20 protein-coding genes are annotated in these 24,611 nt (G+C 52.0%); 13 read left to right on the top strand and 7 right to left on the bottom strand.

Features of this window, described 5'->3' with window-relative positions:
• Positions 1–8: 8 nt before the first annotated feature.
• The gene (locus tag Enr17x_RS00760) at positions 9–542 is read right to left on the bottom strand and encodes a hypothetical protein (protein WP_145305351.1); all 534 of its coding nucleotides are present in this window, start codon (positions 540–542) and stop codon (positions 9–11) included.
• Positions 543–604: 62 nt separating this feature from the next.
• The gene (locus Enr17x_RS00755) at positions 605–1,684 is read right to left on the bottom strand and encodes an NHL repeat-containing protein (protein WP_145305350.1); all 1,080 of its coding nucleotides are present in this window, start codon (positions 1,682–1,684) and stop codon (positions 605–607) included.
• Between the two features lie 313 nt (positions 1,685–1,997).
• On the opposite strand from Enr17x_RS00755, the gene Enr17x_RS00750 reads away from it, so the two are divergent.
• The 4 genes from Enr17x_RS00750 (at position 1,998) to Enr17x_RS00735 (ending at position 7,493) form a co-directional block, all read left to right on the top strand.
• Complete coding sequence (locus Enr17x_RS00750) at positions 1,998–2,900, top strand: efflux RND transporter periplasmic adaptor subunit (RefSeq protein ID WP_145305349.1); 903 nt, start codon at positions 1,998–2,000, stop codon at positions 2,898–2,900.
• Between the two features lie 82 nt (positions 2,901–2,982).
• Positions 2,983–5,148: an HlyD family efflux transporter periplasmic adaptor subunit gene (locus Enr17x_RS00745; RefSeq protein WP_198000890.1), complete on the top strand. Its 2,166-nt coding sequence runs from the start codon at positions 2,983–2,985 to the stop codon at positions 5,146–5,148.
• A gap of 171 nt (positions 5,149–5,319) precedes the next feature.
• A complete protein-coding gene (locus tag Enr17x_RS00740; RefSeq protein WP_145305347.1) occupies positions 5,320–6,282 on the top strand; it encodes a D-alanine--D-alanine ligase family protein in 963 nt (320 codons plus the stop codon).
• Positions 6,283–6,500: 218 nt separating this feature from the next.
• Complete coding sequence (locus tag Enr17x_RS00735) at positions 6,501–7,493, top strand: cell division protein FtsQ/DivIB (RefSeq protein ID WP_145305346.1); 993 nt, start codon at positions 6,501–6,503, stop codon at positions 7,491–7,493.
• Between the two features lie 16 nt (positions 7,494–7,509).
• Here the strand turns inward: Enr17x_RS00735 and Enr17x_RS00730 are convergent, their stop codons facing one another.
• Positions 7,510–8,679, bottom strand: a complete 1,170-nt coding sequence (locus Enr17x_RS00730) for an Imm26 family immunity protein (protein WP_145305345.1) — start codon at positions 8,677–8,679, stop codon at positions 7,510–7,512.
• A 401-nt stretch (positions 8,680–9,080) separates the two neighbouring features.
• On the opposite strand from Enr17x_RS00730, the gene Enr17x_RS00725 reads away from it, so the two are divergent.
• The 6 genes from Enr17x_RS00725 to Enr17x_RS00700 all read left to right on the top strand — a co-directional run bounded on the left by Enr17x_RS00725 (position 9,081) and on the right by Enr17x_RS00700 (position 18,105).
• Positions 9,081–9,599, top strand: a complete 519-nt coding sequence (locus Enr17x_RS00725) for a phytanoyl-CoA dioxygenase family protein (RefSeq protein WP_198000889.1) — start codon at positions 9,081–9,083, stop codon at positions 9,597–9,599.
• 391 nt (positions 9,600–9,990) lie between these two features.
• On the top strand, positions 9,991–11,946 hold the full coding sequence (acs, locus tag Enr17x_RS00720; protein ID WP_145305343.1) for an acetate--CoA ligase: 1,956 nt from the start codon (positions 9,991–9,993) through the stop codon (positions 11,944–11,946).
• Between the two features lie 119 nt (positions 11,947–12,065).
• Positions 12,066–12,848, top strand: a complete 783-nt coding sequence (larB, locus tag Enr17x_RS00715; protein ID WP_145305342.1) for a nickel pincer cofactor biosynthesis protein LarB — start codon at positions 12,066–12,068, stop codon at positions 12,846–12,848.
• Between the two features lie 35 nt (positions 12,849–12,883).
• On the top strand, positions 12,884–14,386 hold the full coding sequence (locus Enr17x_RS00710; protein ID WP_145305341.1) for a PKD domain-containing protein: 1,503 nt from the start codon (positions 12,884–12,886) through the stop codon (positions 14,384–14,386).
• Positions 14,387–14,552: 166 nt separating this feature from the next.
• Complete coding sequence (locus tag Enr17x_RS00705; RefSeq protein WP_145305340.1) at positions 14,553–16,412, top strand: glycoside hydrolase family 88 protein; 1,860 nt, start codon at positions 14,553–14,555, stop codon at positions 16,410–16,412.
• 256 nt (positions 16,413–16,668) lie between these two features.
• Positions 16,669–18,105: a neutral/alkaline non-lysosomal ceramidase N-terminal domain-containing protein gene (locus Enr17x_RS00700; protein ID WP_198000888.1), complete on the top strand. Its 1,437-nt coding sequence runs from the start codon at positions 16,669–16,671 to the stop codon at positions 18,103–18,105.
• A gap of 10 nt (positions 18,106–18,115) precedes the next feature.
• Here Enr17x_RS00700 and Enr17x_RS00695 read toward each other — a convergent pair whose 3' ends face one another.
• Together Enr17x_RS00695 and Enr17x_RS00690 are read right to left on the bottom strand one after the other, a co-directional pair.
• Positions 18,116–19,066 carry a PDZ domain-containing protein gene (locus tag Enr17x_RS00695; RefSeq protein ID WP_145305338.1) on the bottom strand — a complete coding sequence of 317 codons (951 nt, stop codon included), beginning with the start codon at positions 19,064–19,066 and terminating at the stop codon, positions 18,116–18,118.
• Between the two features lie 112 nt (positions 19,067–19,178).
• Positions 19,179–19,955 (bottom strand): glycerophosphodiester phosphodiesterase, encoded by a 777-nt coding sequence (locus Enr17x_RS00690; protein ID WP_198000887.1) that lies wholly within the window; start codon positions 19,953–19,955, stop codon positions 19,179–19,181.
• A 393-nt stretch (positions 19,956–20,348) separates the two neighbouring features.
• Between Enr17x_RS00690 and thiS the strand changes: the two genes are divergently transcribed.
• Together thiS and Enr17x_RS00680 are read left to right on the top strand one after the other, a co-directional pair.
• Positions 20,349–20,549 (top strand): sulfur carrier protein ThiS, encoded by a 201-nt coding sequence (thiS, locus tag Enr17x_RS00685; RefSeq protein ID WP_145305336.1) that lies wholly within the window; start codon positions 20,349–20,351, stop codon positions 20,547–20,549.
• A 5-nt stretch (positions 20,550–20,554) separates the two neighbouring features.
• Positions 20,555–21,388 (top strand): thiazole synthase, encoded by an 834-nt coding sequence (locus Enr17x_RS00680; RefSeq protein WP_145305335.1) that lies wholly within the window; start codon positions 20,555–20,557, stop codon positions 21,386–21,388.
• A gap of 6 nt (positions 21,389–21,394) precedes the next feature.
• Here Enr17x_RS00680 and Enr17x_RS00675 read toward each other — a convergent pair whose 3' ends face one another.
• Complete coding sequence (locus Enr17x_RS00675; protein WP_145305334.1) at positions 21,395–22,102, bottom strand: hypothetical protein; 708 nt, start codon at positions 22,100–22,102, stop codon at positions 21,395–21,397.
• A gap of 159 nt (positions 22,103–22,261) precedes the next feature.
• Positions 22,262–22,885 (bottom strand): ClpP family protease, encoded by a 624-nt coding sequence (locus tag Enr17x_RS00670; RefSeq protein WP_145305333.1) that lies wholly within the window; start codon positions 22,883–22,885, stop codon positions 22,262–22,264.
• Between the two features lie 317 nt (positions 22,886–23,202).
• On the opposite strand from Enr17x_RS00670, the gene Enr17x_RS00665 reads away from it, so the two are divergent.
• Complete coding sequence (locus tag Enr17x_RS00665) at positions 23,203–24,291, top strand: DUF6807 domain-containing protein (RefSeq protein ID WP_198000886.1); 1,089 nt, start codon at positions 23,203–23,205, stop codon at positions 24,289–24,291.
• Positions 24,292–24,611 lie beyond the last annotated feature (320 nt).

Below are 24,611 nucleotides of genomic sequence, written 5' to 3'. Positions count from 1 at the left end.
GAGACGCTTCAATTCAAAAAGCCGCGTTCGCGTAATTCCTGAATGTTGCCGGGCGCACTTTCCCAGACCCGTTCGGCCGCGTACCGCATGATGGCGATGCCCCCCATGCCGGGCGGGGCACTCAAGATGGCGACATGCTCTTCTTCCTCGTCATCGAGCTGCTTGTTTAATTTGGCAACCGCTTCCTCGATACTGTCGCTGACGATCCGCTCGGGGCCACTGGTATTCGAGAACTTCAGATTAGAAAAGCCAGCAGTACGGGACAGCAGAAACGCCGCCAGGTCGGCTTCTTCCTGCTCTTCGAAGAAGTTGCGAAACTCCGGTTCCATATGATCGGGGGTGATAATCATCGGACGGGTGATGCTGACTTCGCCTTTCCGAATTGTCACCGTCGAGCCGGGCTCAGCAGCGCCGCAAACCAGATAATAGGGCAGCTTCTGATCGCCGAATGTAAACAGAGAAAAATTCACGGGACGCTCAATCCGTACCGCAGTCCATATTTCGAAGAAGCGCTGTTCATCGAACTCGTGAGAAAAATCCATCAGGTTCCAACCGGGGAGAAGAGAAAAACGGAGGGTTTGAGCTTCTTGATCAAAGACGTCTGTCAGCTAAGCTTTTTCAACTTACTGACCCGGCCGACTGAGACCCATTCCGTGACAAACAGATTGCCGTCGTGATCAAAGCAGGCATCGTGCGGGTGAATAAATCGTCCGGCTTCCCAGGTTTGGGGCTGCTTACGAATTTTAAAGCCATCCAGTACTCGATTCGTCCAGTCCTGGTTATAGCCTAAATGCGTGATGACTTTGTTCTCTTTGTCAAACAGGGTGACCCGTGCATGCAGATCGGAAACGACCATCGTTTCACCCTGTATATCAATATCGGCTGGAAAGCTGACCGTATTGACAAAACCGAGATGTTTTCCATCCAATGTGAAATATTGCAAACGGTGGTTGGCCCGGTCGCAGACCGCAATTTTCGGTGTGCCGTCCCGCTGATCGAGCCACATCCCGTGAGGCGTTTTCATCTTACCGGGCTCGGTCCCGCTGCCGCCCCAGCTGAATTCGAATTTGCCGTCTTTCGTATATTTATGAATGTAGTGCGATCCATATCCGTCGCCGACATAAAATCCCCCATCGGGGGCAAAGGCAATGTTGGTGGGACTGTAGCGATTTTTGGCATTCTTGTAATGTTCGGGCGTGGCAGGTCGGCCGATGGTCCAGACCACGTCCCCTTTCAAGTTCGTCTTGGCGACAATTCCATGTTTCGTATCCGAGAGATACAAAAACTCTTCTGAGCCTTCTTTGCGAACATCAATACCATGCCCGCCGCCATGATATTCCTTGCCGAACGACCGCACGAATTTTCCAGAAGGATCAAACACGACGATCGCATCCATGGGCTCTTTTGAGTGTGAGCGATGTTTGATATAAATCAAGCCGGCTTCGTCGACACACACGCCGTGTGTTTCGCCCCATTGAATGTGTTTGGGCACTTCTCCCCAACCATGAGTGGCCTCGTATTGGAATGCGCCTTCACCCAGTATTGGATTCCTGGTGCCCGCTTTATCTTCCGCACCGAGAATCGCGGGCGCGAAAAAACTTCCGACAACCGCGCTACCGGCGGTTTTCAGGAACTGACGGCGAGAGTCGGATTGTTGCGAGTGCTGTAAGGAACGCTGATCCATAGGATTAACCTGGTTTGAAAGTTTTAACAAGTTTCTATTTTTCCACAGTAAGCGATACCGCTTTGTTTCCTCGATCTTAACGGACACATTACCCTGTTCTCAATTGTGGATCGCAAAAAATAGGGTATTCTGACAATGTTCTCCGCACATTCCCCCCCGGTTTCGGACTGCTCCAGAAGAGTCTTTGCAATTAAGATGGCCTTTGGCGGACGGTTGTGGTATGAGAGAAAAAAACAGCTGAAAAGACCTGACTCTGTTCTGTCTTCCACTTCATGAATTCCTGCTACTGCTTTGTCATAAGGAATGGAATGCCATGCCTGCCACGCGAACTTTGACTTTTTTGTTCACCATCTGTGCCCTGATTTTACTAGCTACAGGCGGTCCCGTTTCTGCCGATGATCAAACCAGCGGGTCGAACGAGTTGCGTATCGATTCGGTTCTGGTCAGCCTGATCGAACAGGTGGAAGTCCCCGCGCGCGAAGTCGGTCAACTCAATCAAATGTTGGTGAAGGAAGGTGCGTCGGTTCAGAAAGGGGACGTCCTGGCACAGATTGAAGCGACCGAAGCGATGCTGTTAATGCAGCAGGCGAAACTCGAATTTGAAATGGCGCTTCTCAAAGATGAAAACGACGTGAATCTACGTTTTGCGCAAAAGTCGCATGAGGTCGCGAAAGCAGAACTGCAGCGGGCTGAAGATTCAATCAAAAAATATCCCAAAAGCATTTCCAAGACCGAGCTGGACCGTTTGAAACTGACTGCAGATAAAGCAGAACTGGAAATCGAGCAAGCAGTCGAAGAAGCCAAAACTACGCACCTGGAAGCCAAATTGAAACAAAACGCGGAACAGATCGCCGAACTGGCCGTCCAGAAACGAAAAGTGGTCTCGCCGATCACGGGCATGGTGGTGCAGATTATGACCAGAGAGGGCGAGTGGGTCCGCCCCGGCGATACGGTTTTGCGAATCTTGAAACTGGATCGTCTGCGGGCTGAAGGACTGATCAACGCATCACAGTTGCTGGATCGCGACTTGAAAAATCGCCCCGTGGTGCTGCTGGTCAATCCGGGGACGAAACAGCAGGTCGAATTCAAAGGCAAAGTTTCGTTTGTCAGTCCTGAAGTCAATCCGGTCAATAATCAGACGCGTGTCTGGGCCGAGATTGAAAACCCGGACCTGAAACTAAAACCGGGCATGCGTGCCTCATTGATTATCAAATAAACTTCATTCGATTCAGAAAGCCACTCTCGTCCCCATGTCGTACGGCCTTCAAGATTTTTCGAATCAGGCGCTGCGTCTGCGAATGCGATTGGATCTGCAGGTCCAACCACTGCAATTCGGCGGTACGACCTATTGGGGCATCAAAGATCCGGTTTCGCTGCAATACTACCAACTGCGCGACGAAGAATATTTTATTCTGAAACAGCTGGACGGCGCTGCTTCCTTCGAGGCAATTCGGCGGCAATACGAACAACGCTTTCTGCCTCAAAAGCTGGATGCGTCACACCTGCAGGGATTTTTATCGCGGCTGCATCAGTCGGGGCTGATCATTGCCGATGCGATTGGCCAGGGTGAAATTCTGCTGGAGCGGCAGACCGAAAAACAGCGCCAGGCACTCCGTTCCCGCTTCATGAACCCGCTGGCGATTCGGTTTCGCGGCATCGATCCTCACCGTTTTTTAAACTGGCTGCAGCCCGCAGCGTCGCTCTGTTTCACTCCCCTGTTTCTGCTGGCATCTCTGGTGCTGATGATAGCAGCGACCACATTAATTTTAACCCACGCCGATACTGTGGTCGCACAACTGCCCGACTTCACAACGTTCTTTGAAGCGAAGAATCTAATCCTGCTGGGCGTGAGTCTGGCGCTGGTGAAAATCGTACACGAACTGGGACACGCACTGGCCTGCAAACAGTTTGGCGGTGAGTGCCATGAAATGGGTGTGATGCTGCTGGCATTCATTCCCTGCCTGTATGTGAATGTCAGTGATGCCTGGACGATGCCCAATAAGTGGCATCGGATCATGGTCAGTTCCGCGGGCATTTTTGTGGAACTGGTCATCTCGTCGGTCTGTGTATTTCTGTGGTGGTTCTCCTATCCGGGTCTGTTTCATTCGCTCTGTCTGAATATTGTTTTTGTCTGTTCGGTCAGCACCCTGTTACTGAATGGCAACCCCCTGCTGCGTTATGATGGTTACTACATCCTGTTGGACCTGATCGAAGTTCCCAACTTGAGGCAGCGGGCACAATCGATCGTGTCCAATCGCCTGCATCACTGGTTCTTCGGACACAAGGCCGACATCTTGCTCAAAGAGCCGCGGCGGCTGAGACGATTTTTATTTGTGTACGGGGTCGCCTCGATGGTGTATCGCTGGTTTATTGTAATCGTGATTCTGTCCGTCTGTTATTATGTTTTGGAACCGTATGGTCTGGAGATCATTGCCCAGGTCATGGGAGCCTTTGTTCTGATGGGAATGTTAATCGTGCCTTTGAAGTCCGGTCTCAACGAAATTCAGGAATATTCCAAAGCAGGTCAAATTCAATGGCAGCGTTTTCTGGTTCGTACCACAGTCGTCCTGCTCTTGCTGGCAGGCCTGATCTTCATTCCCCTGCCTCATCGGATCACGGCTCCCGCACTGATCGAACTCAAAGACGCCAAGCCAATTTATGTGACGGCCCCCGGCTTTCTCAAAACAGCAGCAGCACCCCAGGTGGAACTCAAGCCTGGCACACTGATTGCGGAACTGCAGAATGATCAAATTGAACAGGAAATTCTGAAACTGACGGGTCTGATCAATGAGCAGGAAATCCGCATCTCCACGCTGCAAAAACGCCAGCTGGATGATCCCGAAGCGGCCCAGGAACTTCCCACCGCAGAAGAGCAACTGGCCGACCTGAAAGAACAACTCCAGCAAAGGCAAACCGACTTGCAACGGCTCAGCCTGAAAGCGCCAATCGCCGGAACCCTGATTCCCGCGCCTCCCCAACCGGTTTCGCAGGAAGCGGGCGCACTTTCCAGTTGGTCGGGCTCTCCTCTGGACCCGGAAAATCGGAACTGTTTTCTGGAACGGGGAACCTGGCTCTGCTCGGTTGGCGATCCCGATCTGCTTCATGCACGCCTGATTGTCGACCAGGAAGACGTCGAGTTTATTTCAACTGGACAATCCGTGCGGATTCTGCTGGATGAATACCCGGGAACGATTTTCAAGGGCATCGTTCAAGAAATTGCGGAAATCGACATTGAAGACCTGCATCCCAACCTGATCCATCGCGAAGAAATCACCACGGAACTGGATCCCAATGGTAAACGGGAATTGAGCAACACCTCGTATCTGGCCCGCGTCAGCCTGGAGGCACTCCCCGAGCAACCGTTGATTCACTCTTCAGGGCAGGCGAAAATCGCGGTTTCGCCGGAATCGCTGGGGAAAAAAGCCTATCGACAGCTCAGAAAAACGATTCGTCTGCTCCAATAGAACACCACCTCATTCTGTGCAGTTTTCTTATTTTAATATTTGTTTTCGGTTCCAGATCGGCGTTTCCAGATTGGTGCCGAATTGCTAGAATCCTGCGATTCACGATAAAAACACGAACATTTCATTATAAAACTCGCATTAAACAGAGTCCGGCGGCATGGAGGCTTCCCGATGACCGATTCACAAACCAACCCCCTTCCCCCTTTGAATATTGTTGTTCTCGCTGGTGGGGAATCGGCTGAACGCGAAATTAGTCTGCAGAGTGGCGAAACCGTGTCACAAGTCTTGTCGTCGCGCGGACATCAGGTCAAAACCGTTGATCCATCTCTGGTTGATCTCGATGAATATGACTGGAGCAACTGCGATGTGGTCTTTATCGCCTTGCATGGAACGTACGGAGAAGATGGCACGATCCAGTCAACTCTGGACCGTCTGGGAGTTCCCTATTCAGGTTGTGATGCGGCAACTTCCAAACTGGCTTTCAGCAAGTCGGCTTCGAAAGAACGATTTATTCAACATAATGTGAGCACTCCTTCATACGTCTTGATTCACGAATCGGATAACGCGCAGCGCATCGAACAGCATGCCCGCAGCATGGGTTATCCGTTGGTGGTGAAGCCCGACGCACAAGGCTCCAGCCTGGGTGTCTCAATTGTGCAGACTCCCGAAGAACTGCCACAGGCACTGGCGCGGTGTTTTCACTACGACTCATTCGGCATTCTGGAATCAGCCATCAAAGGGACCGAATGGACGGTCAGCGTGGTCGACGGCCAGACCCTGCCATTAATTCAGATTCAGACACCACATGAATTCTTTGACTATGAAGCCAAGTATCACGAAGATTCAACGCAGTATCTGTTCGAATTCGAACTGCCCACGAATGTGATTCAGTCCATCATCAAAACGGGCGTGAATGCCTGTGAAGCATTAGGGACTACGGGCATTGTCCGCGTGGATCTCCTGCTGGACCGTTTTCAACAGCCCTGGGTTCTGGAAGTCAATACGATCCCCGGCTTCACCGACCACAGTCTGGTTCCCAAAGCGGCTGCGAAAGCGGGCATCGACTTTGGTGAATTGTGCGAACGTGCTCTTGCAGAATGCCTGACCAAGGCCGCCCAGAAGCCGCACAATTGATACAGTTTTACTAAGTGGCTCGTTTCACTGAGGAATCCTGACTTTTCTACGGAGCGCCACAACTCTACTGGCGTCAGATTGCGATAATCATACTAGAGGAGCGGTGCGCTCGCCCCCAGTTGCGCGCTCTGTGTTCGTACTGCTGCGATCGCGTTCGCAGTCAGTGCCCGGGAAGAATTCCAGTTCTGATCAGAAGTCAACACAATCAATAAGAGCGTATGAGCCCTAAAAAAACGAAAAAAAAGCGGCCTGTGAAAAAGAAGGTCGAAGAGATCGAGGAAGAATTCGAGGACGAAGAGGAAGAGTTCGAAGAAGAAGCCTCTCTGCTGAGCCCCTCGACTCTGCTTCATGCGCTGTTCCGTCCCAAGGTGTTACTGGCGCTGGCGGTTGTCGTGTCAGGACTGTTTTTCTTTCCCAAGCTCAAACAACAGATTCCCGATTTATCACAGCGCGAAGAATATCAGATCGCCACCAAAGATCTCTCACTGATTCCGGCACCACCCCATTATGTGCCGATTGACATCGTCGATCAGGTCATCAAACGGGGCCCCCTGCCGGAGCAGGTCTCTCTGCTTGATCAGGGGCTCGTCCTGAAAGTCGCCGAAGCATTCGAAAAACATCCCTGGGTGCAAAAAGTCGTTTCGGTGCGCAAGACCAATACCGTGGAAGTGGAAGTGGTGTTCCGCAAGCCGGCAGCGATGGTCGAAGGTAAGCAGGGACTGTTTCCGGTAGACAATGAAGGCGTGCTGTTACCGCCCGAAGATTTCTCGGTCTCTGACGCCCGGCGGTATCCGGTGATTACGGGAATTCAATCGGCGCCCGAAGGGCCTCCGGGAACGTCTTGGGGTGACCTGACGGTAACAGGAGCGGCACAGCTGGCAGAAGCACTTGGACCGCACTGGAAAGAGTTGGAGATTGTTTCCATCGAAGCCCCGCCGCGCACGACGGCCGTGCTGTCGCTCGATGATCTGATTTACCGCTTGATTACAGCCGGCGGCTCGGAAATCGTCTGGGGGCGCTCGCCCAAAAGTCAACGTCGTGGCGAGTTACGTGTCGATCAGAAAATCGGCAAGCTGGAAAAATACTATCGCGACTACGGTGGCTTTGATCGTCCGCACGGCCCGTATGAAATCGACATTCGGCACTGGCAGGAAATTTCGCGCCGCCCACTCCGACAGCAAAGTAACCAACGCACGCTGATGCGGCGCTGATGCAAGTATCGACTGTCTATTTCTGTTGAGACGCTTCAATAAACACTTCGGGAGGAATGCCCCCTGTGGCGGCGGCCATCTCGGCGTATGTCATCTCAGGACTCAATCCACAACGCGCAAGAATCTCTGGGCGCAATTCAGAATTGCAGCGAAATTTCCCCAGAACATGAGCCAGTGACTCGGCATCTCCCTGGATCGCTTTCCGAATCGATTCAGGCATCAGACCAAAGGCACAACCGGTTACCGGAGCTTGCTTCAATTCCTCTTCCGTCACTTTGATTCGAACAAAGACTCCCCCTTTCTCGAAATAATGTTCGACGGTCTTATCACCCGGATGCCAGTTACTCACTCCTTCGGGGAAATCGAGCTCTTCCGGTAACACGACTGCGTTTCCGATGATCGGAAATGTGCCTTCGTAAATATTTTCATGCATCATCAGCTTGGTACACAAAACCGGCTGCGCGTTCACCTGCTCCGGTTCGAGAGGCGGGCCCGCATAGTCGTAAATCGCGACCAGCAGACCACACCCTTGCAAGGGGCCGTTCAAACCTGCGTAGGGATACGGTTCTGGTTTGTCTTTAAAGAAACCCTGTTTTCTGAGACGAAACACATCGAGCAGAATTTTTCCGTAACCGACCTCGTCATCGTCGAAGCGGATTTCGAAAATGTCACCCGGTTGATAACGCACCCGCCGCCGCTTCTTGCCGCGTTTCTCATCCAGTTTCTGCAGATAATCGGAAGGGCAGGACTGAATATATTCATCTACCCAGTCTGTCAACTGGTCATAGTTGGTGATTCCATGATCATCCAACGAAACAAAGGTCTCATTGGAAGCGATGTGGGTCATGTAGAGATGCTGAAAATCAAAGCTTTTCCCTCTCCAACCAAAGTAACAGACAAACGAAAACCCGATGGACTTGCGGTCTAAAATATTCGAGGGAGTCAGCGGTTTGGGTTTACCCCGTTTCGTCGCGGGCAGAAGTTTTTCGCGCGCATCGGTTTGGAGTTCGTAATCATACTCCTGATAGCCATATTCCTTGCTATATTCGTAGCAGATGACCTTGCGAATGAGATCGCCATCGAAGTAGACGATCATATCTTTCAGCTCAACAGGATCCCACTTCTTTTTGACCGGCTCCAGACCGAAGTATTTCCGTTGCTTGTTGGTGAGCGTAAATCGAGACATCGTTGATTCCTTCAGTAGTTAAGATCCAGCGATATTTTTTGATCGTACTGAACACAATTCGGCAGTCAATCAAAATGATTAAAAAACAGCGGCTGGATTTTCTGGAATACAGATGAAACTTGACACAGAAAGCGATAGATTAACAGGCGGAGATCAAACCAAGTGCCTGTCATATTCCGCTGAGAGAAGCGAGAAAGGGTCTGCCATGAAAGACATCGTTCAGAAATACCGTGAACAGGGCTTCGTACATCTACCGCAATTCTATTCATCTGAAGCACTTGTGGAAATTAGAGCTGCGGTCGAATGCTATAACCGGGACGTCGTTCCCACGGTTCCTGAAAGTGATGTGGTTTATGAAGCGGACGGCCAGGCAATTCGCAACTGCTGGCGAATGCACACCCATGATCCCGTTTTTGCAAAACTCCCGGCTGCAGACTCTCATCGCCGCGCTGGTGAATGGCACGCCACTTTGTATGGGCGTGGAAACCTTCAACAAGCCAGCGAAGGTCGGCTCGGGCGTGCCCCCGCATCAGGACAATGCTTATTTCTGCCAGGAGCCGCCGGATGTGCTTACCGTCTGGGTCGCGCTGGACGATGTCACCCCGGAAAACGGACCCGTGCAATATCTGGCGGGCTCGCATCAAGAAGGCCTGCGCGAACATACGCCGTCCGGCGTCAAAGGAAATTCATTCGGGCTGGCGGAAGCCGTTGATGAAGTCAGCGTCTCCGTCGCGCTGTTACAAAAAGGGGATATTCTGATTCATCACTGCCAGACAATTCATTTCAGCGCACCGAATGTGAGTGACTATCCGCGGCTAGGCTTGCTGATGGTCTTTCGCGGCGAACACACACAAGACTCTCCTGAGATGAAAGATGCCTATCACAGGGCTCGGGCTCTGATGGAATCGAGCCCGAGCTAAGCGGCATGCTTGAGCTGACACTTCAAAGTCTGTTCATATCAAGTGTTCACATTTCGGCGTGAAAACAGACCAATTCGAGAAGAATTCGGGAAATAGAATTACTTTCCCATGATTTAAACCGGCTTGAACAGTGCGTTCTGCTTGATTTTCCCTCTTTTGACGCTTAGATAAGTTGAATCAAAGGGCCTTTCGGGTTCTGATAGGAAGCAATTGTCCGTTTGTTGACTTCAAAAAAATAGTGCCCTAAAATCGCTAACTTAGCATTGTTTAATAATTCAACGGAAAGAAACAGGGAGAGAATCGAATCTTCGTGCCTGAGCGATCAGGTCGTTGATCAGCATTTTTCGGTTCTTATTTCGCTCGCCAAATAAAACAAAGGGGAATGACAACGATGAGTGACCAGGCTAACGAAAACATTGAAAGTGTTCTTCAGGAAACTCGCTCATTTCCGCCACCAGCCGAGTTCGTCGAACAGGCCAACATTTCCAGCATGGAAGAATATCAGGAGATGTGGAACCGGGCAAAGGATGATCCCACTGGCTTCTGGGGGGATCTGGCACAGGGACTGGAATGGTCTCAGCCTTATGAGAATGTCCTGGAAGGCGAAATGCCCGAAACAAAATGGTTCACGGGCGGCAAGATCAATGCATCAGTCAACTGCATCGACCGCCACCTGGATAGCTGGCGCAAAAATAAAGCGGCCATCATCTGGGAAGGTGAGCCCGGCGACACCCGTGTGTTGCGTTATCAGGACCTGTATCGCGAAGTCTGCAAGTTCGCGAACTGCCTGAAGAAGCTGGGCGTCGAAACCGGTGACCGCGTGACACTTTACATGCCGATGGTACCGGAACTGGCGATCGCCATGCTCGCCTGCTCGCGCATTGGTGCAACACACTCGATCATTTTCGGCGGTTTCAGTGCCGACGCGATTGCCGACCGCAACAACGATGCGCAGGCCAAGTTGGTCATCACCGCCGATGGTGGCTGGCGCCGTGGCAAGAATATTCCTCTGAAAGCCGCCGTCGATCAAAGCATGGAAAAATCTCCCAGCGTGGAAAAAGTTGTCGTCTACCGTCGCACCGGCTGTGAAGTCGACATGGTTCCCGATCGCGATTACTGGTGGCACGATCTGATGGAGGACGCCTCTACGGAATGTGATCCGGTCGAACTCGACAGCGAACATCCGCTGTTCATTCTTTATACCTCAGGAAGTACAGGCAAACCTAAAGGCGTGCAGCACTCAACCGGCGGATATCTGCTGGGTGCGAAGATGACCTCCAAATGGGTCTTCGATCTGAAAGAAGACGACACATACTGGTGTACCGCCGACATCGGCTGGATCACCGGGCACAGTTACATCGTTTATGGTCCATTGGCCAACGGTGCTACCACCGTGATGTATGAAGGCGCTCCCAACTGGCCCGATGAAGGTCGCTTCTGGGAAATTGTGGAAAAATATCAGGTCAACATTTTCTACACTGCCCCAACGGCGATTCGCGCGTTTATCAAATGGGGCGATGAATGGCCAAACAAATACGATCTCTCCAGCCTGCGTCTGCTGGGAACCGTGGGTGAGCCAATCAATCCAGAAGCCTGGATGTGGTATCACACCGTCATCGGCCAGGAACGCTGCCCAATTGTTGATACCTGGTGGCAGACCGAAACCGGCGGCATCATGATGAGCCCGCTGCCCGGCGTGACCGCGACCAAGCCCGGTAGTTGTACGACTCCCCTGCCCGGCGTGGTGCCCGACATCGTCTCCGCGGAAGGAGAAAGTCTGGGTGACAACCAGGGTGGCTTGCTCGTAATGCGTCAACCGTGGCCGCATATGCTGCGAACCTTGTACGGCGATCACGAACGTTTCAAAGAAGTTTACTTCAGCACCATTGAAGGCTGTTATCTGGCTGGCGACAGTGCCCGTCGCGATGAAGACGGTTACTACTGGATTATGGGCCGCATCGACGATGTGATCAACGTTTCCGGCCATCGCCTGAGTACGATGGAAGTGGAAAGTGCACTGGTTTCGCATCCCAAAGTGGCGGAAGCCGCCGTGGTTGGTTATCCGCACGACCTCAAGGGCGAAGGCATTTGCTGTTTTGTGACACTGAAGACCGAAGATGGTACTGATGAACTCAAAGCGGAACTGAAGCAACATGTGCGCACGCAAATTGGCGTCGTGGCGACCCCAGATCAGATTCGCTTTGCCGCTGCTCTTCCGAAAACACGCAGTGGTAAAATTATGCGGCGTCTGTTACGCGACATCGCTGCCGGCCGCGAGAGTGTGGGCGACACGACGACACTGGAAGATTTGAATGTGCTCGCCAACCTGAAACAGGGTGATGAGTAATCGATTCTGAAGCGTCATATTAGAACGTAGTGCGTCAGCACAAAAACGCTATTTCGCAGGATGGTCTTTTCAGACCATCCTGCTGTTTTATATCCTCTTTAAATAACACAGGTGCTCTGATGTCCGATGACTCACTCTCGCAACTGTTTGAGCAGGTCCGTCAAGGATCGCTTTCCGTGGAACAGGCGATCTCACAGCTTCAGGACCAGGAGCAGCATAAGTCGGCCATTCTGCCTTCAGCGAACATCGATCTGGATCGCAGTTCGCGCTGCGGTTATCCCGAAGTCATTTTCTGCGAAGGCAAAACATCTACGGCACTCGTCGAGATCTTTACTCTATTGCTCGAATCGAAACAACGATGTCTGGGCACGCGGATTTCGGATGAACAGGCGGAAACCGTCCTCAAACAGTTTCCGCAGGCGATTTATAATCAAACGGCGCGGACGATTCGCATTCCGGAAAAAGATGCCGCCTTCGATGAAGAACTGATCGCCGGAGAAATCGCCGTTCTGACCGCGGGAACCAGTGATCGACCTGTGGCAGAAGAGGCCATCGAAACGCTGATCTGGATGGGCTATCAACCCGACTTCATTCTGGATGTCGGCGTCGCAGGGCCGCATCGCCTGCATGAACAACTGCCGCGGATTCAGAATGTTTCTGCAATTGTGGTTGCCGCTGGTATGGAAGGGGCGCTCCCATCGGTTGTCGGAGGCTGGGTCTCCTGTCCGGTGATTGCGGTTCCGACCAGCGTCGGTTACGGCGCGAGCCTGGGCGGCATCGCGGCCCTGTTAGGCATGTTAAACTCTTGTGCCGCCAATGTGACCGTGGTTAATATTAATGCAGGCTTCAAAGCGGGCTTTATCGCCGGCTTGATCGCCGACCAGAAACGCGCGACTTCCTGAGACTTCGTCCTGCCGATTGAAAAGAGAGCCCGGCCATGAAACAATCCCACCTGCGTTCTGTGCTGTATCTGTCACTGCTGAATGTCCTCTGTGTCTGTTTGATTGCGACTCCCCTTCAAGCTGCTGAAGAGAAACCGGCTGTAGAGCCGATTGTGCGGGTTGTCGATTTAGATGTCGGCGAATCCACCACGGTCACACTCAGTAATGGTGCGCAGGTCAAAGTCAAACTACAGGATCTCAAAGAGACCCGCGACCCGATCCGACAGGCGATCCGCAGTGCGATCGTCACCGTAGAAGTCGACGGCGAAACAATGGAACTGGAATCGGGCATGTACAATCTGCCGCAGACGATCGGCAAAGTACAGATCGACTGCTCCATCACCGGCGGTTACAACTCAAACGGTACCCCTTCGTTCTGGGGACTTGATAAAGACGCCCGTCTGCGATTCTGGCCCGCTGGTTCGCCGCTGATCAAGCCGGGCTCGTTCATCTATCCCGTCGATCAACGCTGGTTTGCCACGCGTACCTGGTACGACAATGAACCGGTCGACGGGGGCACGAAAATCCTGCCGAAAATCTATTATCATAGCGGCCTCGATATCGGCGGCGCAGAGAAACTGACGAAGGTGATCGCCGCCACCGATGCGATTGTGGTCTCATCGGGCAATGACGTGCTGGACGGACACAAAAAAGACACGCCCGTCTCGCCACGATATGACGTGGTTTATCTGCTTGATGCACGGGGCTGGTATTACCGCTATAGCCATCTGCACAAAATCAACAATCACATTCGCCCCGGCCGTTTGATCAAACAGGGAGAAGAGATCGGCATCCTCGGTAAAAAAGGAGCCAGTGGCGGCTGGTCGCATCTGCATTTTGAAATCAAGAGCCGCCAGCCTTCGGGGAAATGGGGCACGCAAGCCGGCTATGCGTTTCTATGGGAAGCCTATCGTAAACAATACAATCCCAAACTTGTCGCGAATACACGTCGCAAACATTTTATCAAAGCCGGTGATTCCACGGTCCTTAAAGGAACGCAATCCTATAGCGCCGATAACAGCATTCAGAGTTATAAATGGACCTTCACCGATGGCACGACAGCAACCGGCGCGGAAGTCAAGCGAACTTACAACAAGCCGGGCGTCTATAGTGAAATCCTGAAAGTCACCGACAAAAGAGGCAACGTCGATTTTGATTTCGCCGAAGTGCATGTACTGGACCCAAAGAACATGGAAAAATATGTGCCGCGAATTCATGCCTCGTACTGGCCTTCACTCAAGAACAGAGTCGGCGAGCCGATTACATTTAAGGTTCGCACATTCGGCAACACGAGCGGAGAAGAAGTCTGGGACTTCGGTGATGGCAGCCCGACCGTCAGCGTGAAATCGGACGGCAATGTGAAGCCGTTGAACGAAGACGGTTACGCCGTCACACAACACACGTATCAGAAACCGGGCGATTATCTGGTGAAAGTGGAACGCAGCCGCGAAGACGGTGTGACAGCAGTCACACGGTTGCACGTGCGGGTTGAGCCGTAAATCACAGCGTCCGCGAAACCGGTTCGGATTTCACGTTTTATTCCGGATGTATCAGCGGATTCTCTGCTGGCATTTGGTCTGCGGCGGTTTTACAATGGCTCTTTTACCACTTATATTCTTCGAAATCTAACTCTCGCTTGTTCTCCCTGCCCGGAATCTGCCTTCCATGAAATATCCCCTGCTGACGTCCTGTTTGACACTCTGCTTAATGAATACACTTCTATTCGATTCGCTTTTCGCGGCACCGATTGAAGCCCGCAAACCAGATTTGACGATCGACTTCAAAACGCCGGTCAAAAAACGGCTGCAGTCGTTACAAAAACACCGTGCCCTGATTCACTCGGCCATTGGTGTCACCCGTAAAGAAACACCGATCCCCTGCGTTTATTCAAAAGAGGACCTGGACTTCCATACCGGGAAAACGCGGATTCTACTGATTGGTGGTCTCGATGGATCGAAGTCATCTGTCGATGCAGTGATCAATGCAGTTAGCTGGTTTTATGGATCCCCCGATGCGGCGCCGTTGCGAGAACAGTTTTCCCTGTCCGCCGTTCCGATTGCGAATCCGGATGGCTGGGTCTTGCAGCGAGGACCGAAAAATGCCTCGCATGGAAATCCGACCCGTGGCTATCCGCCTATGGGTGCCGCCTATCACAGCCCAACGAAACCAGAAACCGAATACCTGTGGCGCTGGATTGGCATGCACGCACCCGATCTCGTGATTGATGTTCGCGAGGGCAATCAGTTTCAGTGGGTGATTCCCGTGGATTCCCTTTCCGCGGCGCGCAAGCTGGGTAAACATCTGCAGCCGCAAATTCGACCCGTGTTTGGCTGGGAACTGGTTTCCAGTCTGGCTTATAAATCTCCTTCAGACATTGGTCGTTTACCTGCACTCGCCGTGGAAGTTCCTCAACAGAACGCGCCCGCATTTCTTCCCGCCCTGTTAACAGGAATTCAGCAAAGCCAGTTCCAGGGCCCTTCCCCGGCACGGTTGGAACTGATGCGGCGTCTGCAACGCACGCCGATTCAAGTCGCCACGCAACTTTCCAAAGTGTACGGCAATGATCTGGGACGCTTATCCTACCTGCCTGTGGTTTCACTGATCAGCCAGATTCGATTGGGAGAACTGACGGGCGACCATAGTCGATTGCCGCACGTGGAACAGATCACGCAGAAGTATCTTTCCAAGAACCCGAACCCTCTCAGTAACCGTGGCGGCGGCGGTATGATCGCCGGGCATCTGCTCTTTTCAGAACTGGCCAAAGCAACCGGGAACCAGCAATATCTCGAACTCGCAAAACGCGCTGCCGATCTGGGCTTTAATGAACAGGGGAATTTTCGTCAGTCGATGCCGTATCATGTGGAAATGAGTGATGCGGTTTTCATGTCGTGCCCCATCCTCGCCGCCGTCGGCCGTTTAACGGGAGAACCGCGGTATTATGAAATGGCGTTGCGCCACTGGCGATTCATACAGAAACTGGACCAACGACCGGACGGCGTTTATCGCAATTCGCCGCTCAGTGACGCCGCCTGGGGACGCGGGAACGGCTTCCCCGCGCTGGGACTGGCTCTGGTCCTTTCCGATCTTCCATTGAATTCTCCGTTGCGTCAACAGTTCATCGAAGGGCATCGTCAGCATCTGGAAGCACTTGCCCGCCATCAGGACCCAACCGGCATGTGGCATCAGGTGATTGATCATCCCGAAAGTTATCGCGAGATGACCAGCACCTGCATGATTACGTTTGCGATGATTCGTGGCGTCCGGGAAGGCTGGCTCGATGAAAAACAGTATGCTCCGATCATTGAACGGGCCTGGAACGGAATCAAAACCCGCGTCGCCTTCGATGGCGCACTCGTTGATGTCTGCACGGGAACCGGGAAACAGACCAGTGTCCGCGGTTACTTCGACCGCATGGCAATCCTGGGGAATGATGCTCGCGGCGGGGCGATGGCATTTCTCGTCTCTAATGAAATGGCCCAGTGGCTCAACGAACGGGCTAATGCCGAACAGCAGAAACTGGATTGAGGATACACGGTTCTGGAACGTACATTCTTCTGACGTTCTATGAACATCGTCGCTGATTTAAACACTGTCGGGCAAGCCGACAGTGGCACACGCCGGCTTGATTTTTATTTGCTGTGCAATGCAATTGAGTTGTCTTTTGTTTCAGTGATGAATCCGGGCTTAAAATTCCTGTTGTGTCTGGAAATCCCGCTGATGGATGGGTTATGCTGGAGGTTGCGTTGTTTCTCCCGCCGACGTTTTGCCAAAGAGGACTCCCATGCCATCACGAATTGTCTGCCTGTTGCTCCTGCCTGTCTGTTGTCTGATCCAACACTTTTCTATCATTGAGATCGAAGCTGCGGAGCCTGGTCTGCGGGCGGGTGCTGCTGTGGTGGATATTACGCCGCCGGTGGGAGTTTCACTGGATGGCGTGATTTCCAAAAATGGGCCGGTGACGGGAATTCATGATCGAATTTTTTCCCGGGCGCTGGTGCTCGATGACGGCAAGACAAAGATCGCAATCTGCGTGAATGATCTGTGTATGGTAGAACGCAGTTATTTTGAACGCGCGAAGGCAATCGTGTTCAAGCAGACGGGACTGCCCGTCGATCGCATTCTGATGACGAGTACTCACACGCACGCCGCACCACGTGTGCCCTATGGTCGTGCGAGCAAGCAGGATGACGTCTACTATGACGGGCTGATCCAAAACATGGCACAAGCCATCATCACAGCCCAGAAAAACCTCGCACCGGCGCAGGTGGCCTGGGGTTCCTTTGATGCGGGCAAGTATGCCGCCTGTCGACGATTCCTGGCGGAGAAAGGGAGCGTGTCGCTCAATCCGTTTGGCGTGGCGGGTGAGCAGATCAAGTCGGTCGCGGGACGCAGCAAACAGATCATTCAGCCGGCAGCGCCCATTGATCCGCAGTGTTCGATCCTTTCCGTGCAGCATGCCGACGGCACACCGCTGGCGATTTTAGGCAATATGAGCGTTCACTATTGCGGCGGTTATCGCAAAGGGCAGATCAGTGCCGACTACTTTGGTGCCTATGCAAAACACCTGTCGAAAAAACTGGCGAAGCAAAGTTCGCATCCTCCGTTTGTCGGTATGCTTTCGAATGGCACAAGCGGCAATGTCGGTGCGGTGATGAAACAGGACAAACGCAAGTACGCTGCGTTTGAGTGGATTGAGGAATCGGGAAAACAGTTTGCCGTGCAGACACTCACCGTGATCGAAACGTTACAGCACAAAAATGATTTGCCGGTAGCGATGGTGGAGCAGGAAATCGAACTGGGTATCCGCCGCCCAGATGAGAAACGTCTGGCATGGGCTCGCAATATCCTTCAGAATCCCAATCAGAAAACCATTCATCGCTGGTCAAAAATTTATGCGACCGAAGCAGTCGAACTCAGCAAATACCCGGCGACAGAGAAGATCAAAATTCAGGCCATCCGTATTGGCGATCTGGGCATCGTGGGTCTGCCTTGCGAAGTGTTTACGGAAACCGGTCTGGCAATCAAAGCAGACAGCCCGTTTGCGGCAACCTTCTCGATGGAGCTGGCCAACGGATCCAGCGGTTATCTGCCGACTCCGCAGCAACATGCACTCGGTGGCTATGAAACCTGGCCAGCCCGCAGCAGTTATCTGGAGCTTGATGCCGAAACACAAATTCGACAGACGGCACTCGATCTGCTGCGAAAGTTACACGATTGAGACAGCCCGTTTATTTATCGAGCCAGCTGCTGAGTGTGACCTTCAATGTCATCAGCTTCCCATTGCGTTTGAGATCGACATCGACCGTATCGCCGGCTGATTTTTTGCCAATCAGATCGACGAGTCCCTGAAAATGTTCTACAACCTGACCATCAAATTTGACGATAAGATCGCGCGACTGAATGCCTGCTTTTTGTGCGGCCAGTCCTTCAGCGACATCCCCCACAAGACAGCCCCCCGTAAGATTGCCATCGCCGGAAATGCCGAGCATCGCATCACTGTCTCTGGTCTGGAAACGGGTGGAGGGAATGGCTTTACGAAGATCGTCTAACGCCAGCTCGCTCAGCGGATGCCCTTTGATCAGATAGAAAGTGTCAAACTTTCGAATGCGTTTAATAAATCGCAGGCCCAGTTCAGCACCACTCCAGCGTGCGCCGAGCGCAACATAGCGAACTCGCCCCGGGGCAATGTTATCATTTTGTGGATACTTGGTGACTTCTTCTGCCGTCCACAGTTTGACGGTCCCTCCATTTTTTCTGATTTCCCGAATCGCCCGTTTTTCTCGAATGTCGGCATGTCGATCAATGGCTTCTTCGGCTCGGAGCGCAACAGAGGGATTCGGAGAAATCGTGAGCGACTCAAGGGCCTCCTCCGCTTTTGCGACCGACTCTTCTTTGCCTTTGACATAAACCTGCTCGATGACCAGGATCGCGCGGACGGAGGCTTCGAGACTGTCTCCGCGTGTGACTTTCAGCAGCGGTTCAATCACCTGTTCCCCATATTCAGGCAAGGCCTTGGTAGCTTTTTCACGCTTTTGATAGTCTTCACTTTCGAGGTCGAGAATATAGTCGACCACTTGCTGTGGAAGTTTTGCGGGCTCTGCGGCAACAGCACTGGCGCACTGCAAGGCTGATGCGGCCAGCAGCGCGCATCCGACAATCGAAATCAAACGTGAAAGCATAGGCTTGTCCCTCTCAATAAAAGTCCGTCGGCATAAGGCGACTTCTCTCTATTTTCAGACAAATGTGCCTCCAAATCAATACAAGACTGATTGCGGAACGCCGGAAACCGGGCTATTTCTCCTGTTTTAAGGCAGAATTCAATAAGCCGGGCCGATCGGTGGTGATACCGGTCACTCCCATTTCCGTCAGTTTTCTCGCGTCGGCCACCTTATTCACAGTCCAGACATAAACGGGCAAACCGGCGGCATTGGCCTGTTTGACAAACGCTTTGGTGACGAATTGATTATAGCCGAGATCCAAACCATCCAGGTTAGCCGCTTTGGCTTTTTGAATATAGTAGGCCGCGTTGTGTGCCCATTTACCTGTGACCTTATCCTGTTTGACTTTAAAGACCCAGATCACTTCCAGCTCGGGCATTAACTGTTTGGCCTGCTGCATGGTTTCATAATCAAAACCGATGATGGCCGTCTGGGCGGCCGTTTTTCCGGAAGCCGCCAGATCCTGTTTCAGTTGGGGTAGAACTTCCGGACCGCATTTGATTTCAATAAACAGACGTTTGCCAGCAGGAATCGTTTTGAGAATCTCAGACAATGTCGGAATGCGTTCCTGTTTATATCTGGCGTTCTTCCACGCACCAACGTCCAACGTCTGCAACTCGGCAAACGTCTGATCTTTCACGGCCTGATCGCGGCCGCCAATCCGTTTGGTGGTTTTGTCATGATAAGCGACAATCTTGCCATCTTTGCTGAGATAAATATCGATCTCGACCGCGTCTGCATTTCGTTTCCAGGCCAGATTCACAGACGCTAATGTGTTTTCGGGAGCATCATACGAGGCACCGCGATGACCAATGATTTCGACAGCCGGAAGCGAGGAGGTCGCGGACACGATGGCTAAACCTGCAAAAAAAGAAAGGAACTGAGGGAAACGGAGGCATGACATCGATTCTGGTCCTCGAAATGGAATCTTGGTGACTGTGTCAAAAGTCTGTTTTGTATTGTGTTATATAGAAGCATATTAACGACTTGTAAAGAAACGGTGAATTCTAAGATCGGGCGTCCGAACCAGACCGTTGATATCTTTTGTTCAGACAGCACGCGGTAAAAGCCGTTTGAAATTGTGTTTCTGGCATCCCGGCCATTCCTTGACGATCGGGAGTCTCACTTCTAAACTCGCTGTTGGCAGACAATCATAAAGCCCGCGGTCAAATGTTTCTACTTTGATCTGTTTTTGTGGCGGTTTGCTGCGTCAGATGAAAATCATTTCCAAGGAGCCTCAGTGGTGCAAATTCAAGTGAACGGTGAAACCCAGGAGGTTCCCGAAGAGTTCACGGTGGCTGAACTTCTGGCACAGTTGGGGCTACAGCCAAAATATCTGGCCGTTGAACGAAATTTAATTTTAATTCCACGCGAAGAACATGCCGCCTGCATGCTGCAGGCAGGGGATCGTCTGGAAATAGTAACGCTGGTAGGCGGTGGATAAGTATTATGGCAACAATCGGCAGCACAGAATCGTCTCTGATCCTGGGAACACATCATCTGAACTCACGTCTGATTGTGGGCACCGGTAAGTACGCGACGTACGAACTGATGCAGGAAAGCCTGGAAGTCAGCGGGGCCGATGTGATTACGGTTGCGGTCAGGCGGGAGCGTCTGATCGATTCGGATGGTCGCAACATTTTGGATTTCATCGATCTGGATAAATATACGATTCTCCCCAATACCGCCGGCTGCTTCTCTGCAGAAGACGCCGTCCGAGTGGCGCGAATGGGTCGCGAAATTTTACGTGGTCTGGAAAATCCAGGCGCTGACTGGGTGAAGATTGAAGTGCTGGGCGACACCAAAACGTTGCTGCCCGATCCGGTGGCGACATTAGAGGCAACCAAACAGCTGGTGGACGAAGGCTTTTCCGTACTCTGCTATTCGACCGATGACCCGATCACCGCGAAACGACTGAAAGAAGCCGGTGCGACCTCGGTGATGCCGGCGGGCAGTCCGATTGGCAGCGGTCAGGGCATTCTGAACCCGAACAACATTCGCATCTGCCTGGAATATCTGAAAGAAGACGATGCCGATTACCCCGTAATCGTGGATGCCGGCGTAGGCACCGCCAGCGATGTGACCATCGCGATGGAACTGGGTTGTGACGGCGTGCTGCTGAATACCGGAATTGCCGGGGCCCAAGACCCGGTTCGCATGGCGCGGGCGATGAAAAATGCGATTGAGTCCGGTCGCGATGCCTATCTCGCCGGCCGGATTCCGAAGAAGTTGTACGCAACTGCTTCGAGCCCCGAAACCGGCGTGATCGCACCGAAAGGCTAAGCGCCGCTATTTGTCGGCTGTGGGCTTTTTCTGCTGACGTAGTTTTTGGGGCTGTTTCTTTCGCGGCCAGGGCCAGGGGGGCTGCCGCTCTGCGACAATTGAAACACTGATTTGATTCAGACCAGCAATGCCGCCGACTTGCCCTGATGTACTGTCCACTTTCCAGGAGGCTGAGGCATCCGCAATGCCCCCTTCAGAAAGTGCCTGATTTAGTTTGGCAATGGCAGCCGCTAGTGCCTTCTCAAAAGACCCCTCTTTGGAGGTTCCTGTAAATCGGCGATATACGGGGCGAGGTTTCGGTTTGGATTGTTCAAATTTGATCAACACAATCCCTTCCCCCACGCCACGCACGCGAATGCCTTTGACCCATGCAGGATAAGCCTTCCAGGTATGAGATGCTTTCACTTTCGAGATGACTTGGGGTACAGGACCGGTGGGAGAAACGGCGGTGAGAACATAATCCTGAATCCCATCTTTCGGTATTGTTTTATAGATGACCCTGTCCAGATTGACGTTGGTATACCCGCCGGTGTTCACTTCACCGATGGCATTGACCACCAGATTCGGAGGAAGGCTTTTTTCAATACTGTATGTGGCCTTCAATATTTTGGGAACGGTAATCGGTTTTGGTTTGTCTGCCTTCAGTGATGCTGCAGCATTCAACATGACCATAGATGCAAGCAGGGACAAACTGGCCTTTGTGAAATAGTTCATTGAGAAGCCTTTCCTGAAAAAGAAACTGCACTAGGACGGAAGTCAAAGAGACACTTCAAAACGGCCCTGCATTAATTAAGACCGCATTTCGAACATGCCCTGTTTCAGAAAAAATGCTTTTCTTACTAAAAAACGGGAAACTATCTCTGGAAATTCCCGCTATCTTGCCTCGATGAGCTTCCACTGATCTTCTTGCGAGAAGGGGTCGATCAACTGTGCCAGACCAGCGTCGGCCAGTTCCTGACCGGAAACAAATTTTCCCGGTCGCGTCCATTTGTCGAGCAGAATCTGATCTACGCCGAAAAGTTGGGCCTGCAGGCGATCAAAGTCGGTTTCCATGACCTTAAAGTGCCGCGCCCATTCGACGGCTTCTTCGAAACGGACGTCATCTTCACTTTGCCAGCGCACCGGGTGGAACAGCAGCGTGGTATAGCTGGTGACAAAGCGATGCTTGCAGGCGGCGAACGGAAGAATGGCGGCGGAAGAGCACTCGCCCAGTGCCACGCCGGCGACGTTTAAATTTCGCAATCGAATCAGACTGGCCAGCGTGAGCCCTGCGTAAACAGATCCGCCGGGGGAATCGAAGAAGATTGTCCCACGGCTGCCTCGCGGCAGATCAACGAGCCGCGAAACCAGATCCGTTTCTTTTTCCCCCAGATCACCGGAAAGAGCAATTTCCCAGTCTGGTTCTTTCTCTGGTGCGGAGTGGTTCCGAAAAACAGCAGACTTCTCGGGATAGGATTTCAGGGAAGAAGTGGTTCGCAATCGTCGTCGTTTATTCATTGTTACTGGTTTTGTCTTTGTGCTGATGTCTGGCAAAAATTCGTTCTGTAACCTGTTTAGGCTGTGTCCAGTTTTACTGTAGCGTCTCCAAGGCTATTTGGACCAAGTATATGAGATTGAGGCACGCGATGGTAAAATGTGATGCACTCTAGAATAACAGATCAAAAGCCTAGTTCGCAAACTGTGTTCTGGATCAGTTCCAGAAAAAACGGTTGAAATTGTCTGTGCGACTTGGCGCAGTGGCACTGTTCAGCACACAATAACTGATTGTTATTCACAAACCATTTACGACCGATCGTATTCGAGGAATTTTCGCCGTGAAAATCGTGTTCAGTATAATCTGCCTGTTTGTTGGCTTCTCTACCGTAGCCCACGCCGATACCGTGGAATTGAAGAAACAGGGATCAAAAATCAATGTTTCCATCGACGGAAAGCCTTTCGCCACATACAACACCAGCGACGATTTGCCGAAGCCGTTCTTCTCTCCCGTGCGTGCCGCTGACGGCACGATTATCACTCGATCGCTGGTCGATCCCGAAGACCACCCGCACCACAAAGGGATCTGGGTCGCCGTCGATGAAGTGAATGAAGTCGACTTCTGGGCCGAGAAAGGCAAAATCAAAAACAGCAGTGTGAAAATTGTTCGAGCAAAAGGGAACCCTGCCATACTGAAGGTAACCAACCAGTGGCTGGGTGAAGATGATAAGCCGATCGTAACGGAAAACACTGTCATTTCGATCTATGCCAACCGGTTGATGACTTACAACATCACATTTAAAGCCGGGGCGAAACCGGTTGTATTTGAGGATACCAAAGAAGGTCTGTTTGGAATTCGTCTGCCCAACGGCATGCGGGAAAAAGAAAACGGCAGCGTCGAAAATAACAAAGGCGTAAAAGGAACCAAAGACAATTGGGGCAAACCAACCGAGTGGATTGACTACTACGGTCCTTTAAATGGCAAAGTCTATGGCGTGACTCTGATGGACTCGCCACAGAACTATAAAAAGTCGCGGTATCACGTGCGTAATTACGGTCTGTTTACCATCAGCCCGTTTGGCGATCATGCTTATACAAACAAGAAACAGCCTGCTGACCCGAAACATCTGAAACCAGGCGAAAAGCTGAATCTGAAATATGGGCTCTACATTCACTCTGGCGATACCAGGCAGGGGAAAGTAGCCGATGCCTACAAGCAGTTTTTGAACGTCAGTAAGAAAAAGGTCGCGCAAAAAAAACCGGTCAAGCAGCAGACCAAAGCGAAAAAAGTGGCGGCAGCACCTTATGAAGAAAAGAGCAAGGTTATAGAGCCGATTCCCGCTACAGAAGCCGCTGCCGGTGATGACTGCAACTGTGCTCCTGTCCGCAGACGTCGAGGACTGTTTCGACGCTTCCGCGGCCGCAGATAAGTGAACATGCAGTCACACACCTGAATCTGAGACGCACCCTCGGTCTGAATAATCGGTAATTCCCGAAAAAGATACCTACCGAGCGAGGGCTCCGGACGTTCTATTCATTGCGAGCAGCAGGCTGCTCCAATAAGATCAGCACCATTGTTGTGAAATGAGGCGCTGACAGCGAACTCCGGCTGATCAATACAGGTCTGACCCCTACGGAAAGAAATGATTGATGAGGGACCAATTCTCTCGTTACGGGCTACGGATTTCGAATCTTCCCAGCGATGACTCCGCCGCCCTCACACGATCTGCAGAGACGAATAATCAATTAG

Origin of the sequence: Gimesia fumaroli (assembly GCF_007754425.1) — a bacterium.
Lineage (GTDB): Bacteria > Planctomycetota > Planctomycetia > Planctomycetales > Planctomycetaceae > Gimesia > Gimesia fumaroli.
This window is presented reverse-complemented; position numbering and strand designations above follow the sequence as displayed.